The 2,461-nt window shown below is 68.1% G+C and carries 3 protein-coding genes; 1 reads left to right on the forward strand and 2 read right to left on the reverse strand.

Going from position 1 to position 2,461, the window contains the following annotated elements; all coding sequences use genetic code 11:
- Both BFF76_RS30510 and BFF76_RS30515 read right to left on the reverse strand, forming a co-directional pair.
- On the reverse strand, nucleotides 1-1,153 hold a 1,153-nt coding region (locus tag BFF76_RS30510; protein WP_141695719.1), incomplete at its 3' end, for a DUF2637 domain-containing protein.
- 79 nt (nucleotides 1,154-1,232) lie between these two features.
- On the reverse strand, nucleotides 1,233-1,583 hold the full coding sequence (locus tag BFF76_RS30515; RefSeq protein ID WP_141695720.1) for a hypothetical protein: 351 nt from the start codon (nucleotides 1,581-1,583) through the stop codon (nucleotides 1,233-1,235).
- Between the two features lie 612 nt (nucleotides 1,584-2,195).
- Here BFF76_RS30515 and BFF76_RS30520 point away from each other — a divergent pair.
- Nucleotides 2,196-2,461: winged helix-turn-helix domain-containing protein (locus tag BFF76_RS30520; RefSeq protein WP_141695721.1), on the forward strand; the 266-nt coding region annotated here is incomplete at its 3' end.

Raw genomic sequence — 2,461 nt, forward strand, 5'->3', positions numbered from 1 at the left:
CCTCGGCTTCGACCACTCGCGCGTTCGCTTCGGCTGCTCGCTTCTTCGCTTCGGCCACTTCCTCGGACTCGACCGCGTCGGTCAGCGAGGTCGCCGCGCGAGCCTGTGCGTCAGCGTGCGCCTCGGCCTCGGCGACCGCCCCCCGGGCCTGGGCCCCGGCGACGCCCTCAGTGGCCGTCAGATCGGCTGTCAGGGCCGCCATCTCCTTACGGTGCGCCAGGCGCGCCTTCTCCGCCTCGTGCTCGCCCCGCTCCTTCTCCGCCTGCAGCTCGCGGTCCTGCTTGTCCTGCTCCTGCTGGCGTCGCAGCTCCTCGCGCGCCATCTTGTCCGGCAGCGCCAGCGCCTCATCCACGGTCAGGCCGAAGGGCTCCAGCTTCTTCGGGAGACGGGCCAGAGCCTCCTGGCTGCCCTCCTCCAGTCCGGACTTGGCGATGTCTGCCTTGTACTCGGTCCAGGCGTTGAAGATCGCCCGGGCGCGCTGGCGCTTCACGACCTCGCTGTACGGCTCATCCCAGAGCTTCATCACCTTGAAGATGCGCCAGGTCGTGCGGAAGGCGAGCGCCCAGCGGTGAGCGGGGATGGTGTCGTGGTCGGCGGGGAGCGCCGCCTGGTGGACGAGGATCCGCCGGCCCGCTTCCACCCCGATGACGAACAGGACCGGCATCAGCCCGTGGGCCAGGGCCTTGTCCCAGTTCTGGGTGATCGAGCCGTGGGCCACCGCGTTGAAGTACACCGACGCCACGGTCATCCCGTGGGCGAGCACCCGCAGGAGCGGCCAGGAGGTGCGGATCGTCGCCATGAACAGGTCCAGCAGCAGGCACGTGACGATCGCTGCGTCCACGCCGATGGCGAAGTACGGGGCGTTGTCGACGGAGAACCCGAACTCCGTGTGCCCGGCCGCCGACAGGTTCCCGAAGGAGAGGTAGAAGCCGATCGCGCCGATCACGAGTGAGCCCGCGATCGAAGCGACACCGAGGCCGATCTTGACCTTCCGGCTGACCTCGGGGACGTCGTCGAGCGGAGTGGTCGAAGCAGACGGGGCAGTAGCCGAAGTGATCGGCTGAGTGCCCGAAGCGGGTTCTCGGCTCACCGGAACGGGAGCGGGCCTGAGGGGTGCGGGAGCCGTGCGGGGCGGCTCGATCGTGGTCGTCATCTCTCTCCATCCGAAGCGTGTAAGCCAGCGGGCCCGGAGTAGCCGAAGCTCTCCGGGCCCGCTGGCCAATGATCACTACTCAGCGGCCGATGGCCTTGCAGGCGCCACAGGTCCAGAGACCTCCAGGGGTGAAGCCGAAGCGGCCCCCGCACTGGTCGCACTGCAGCGTGTTCTGCCTGACCGGCAGAACGCCCGCCCGGCAGGTGCGCTGGCCGGTGAGGAACAGGAGCTGGGTGCTGAAGAAGCCACCCGCCCGCGGGGCGACCCGCGTGCCGGCGATCGGGCGTCCGTCGGCAACCAGGTGGTCGACGAGCTGGCGGAACGCGGTGTCGGTCTCATCGCGCTCGTAGCCGCGGCCGTTGTCGTCCTCGGTCATGTCGTCTACGAGCCCGGCGCGAGGAACGTCCAGGGTCGATGTCATCCTGTGCATGCGCATTTGCCCTTCGAGAGAGGGTGAGCTGCGAAGACGGACCCTCGGGGTTGCCTCCCCGGGGGTCCGTCGTTTTGCTCCCGCCGCATCAGCGGCGGGCAGTACCCCGGACCGGACTCGAACCGATCTCTACCTACGGGGCCCGCGATCTTTACCCTTGCCTCGTCTGTGAGAAGAGGTCGGTGGGGCCCGGGACCGTCTCCGGCTGGGCCCTAGGGCGGCCGAGCGGCCACGACCACGGCGCGGCTCGGGATGAGGAGCGCGCCGGATCGAATCCGTTCGGGGTGGTTCGTTGTGCTTTGTGTTGCTCTCCACCAGTGACGGTGATTCTCCGGCGCCCGGGCTGTGACCCCCCTCTGCGTAGGTCCGGACCCGTGTCAGGTAGTCCGCGTGACCTCCCCTGTCCTGGCCGGGGTGCCCTGATCTGAAGTTCTGAAGGAACGGACAGTCGCCGTCCCCCACCCGTAGGCGGCTCCCGACGCTGCGTGCTCAAGGTAGACCACCAGACATGTTATGCGCTACTAGTAGCGCTACATATCTACGTGGTTTAACCTCATGGATGTACCGCTGCACATGAAGAGGTGCAGCACGAGACAGAGGAAGGAGCCCGGTATGCCGGAGACGACCGGGTACGCGGAGATCGCCACGTACTACCGCCAGCAGATTCAGGACGGGGAGCTCGGGCCGGGCGACACGATGCCGTCGCTACGGCAGGTCTGCGAGCGCTTCGGTGTCGCCAACACGACTGCTAACCGTGCCTACCGCGTGCTCAAGATGGAGGGCTTGACGCTGCCCAAGGCAGGCGTGGGAACGGTCGTGGCCGGGCCAATCAGCAACAACATCGCGTCCCGGGTCCTCCTGCACGGGGCCACCGGAAG

The sequence above is a fragment of the Streptomyces mutomycini genome (assembly GCF_001700505.1).
GTDB classification, from domain to species: Bacteria; Actinomycetota; Actinomycetes; order Streptomycetales; family Streptomycetaceae; genus Streptomyces; species Streptomyces mutomycini.

Bases quoted from the DNA above. Each gene is read 5' to 3' on its own strand.
- BFF76_RS30515 (WP_141695720.1), bottom strand. From the start codon at position 1,583: ATGCACAGGATGACATCGACCCTGGACGTTCCTCGCGCCGGGCTCGTA.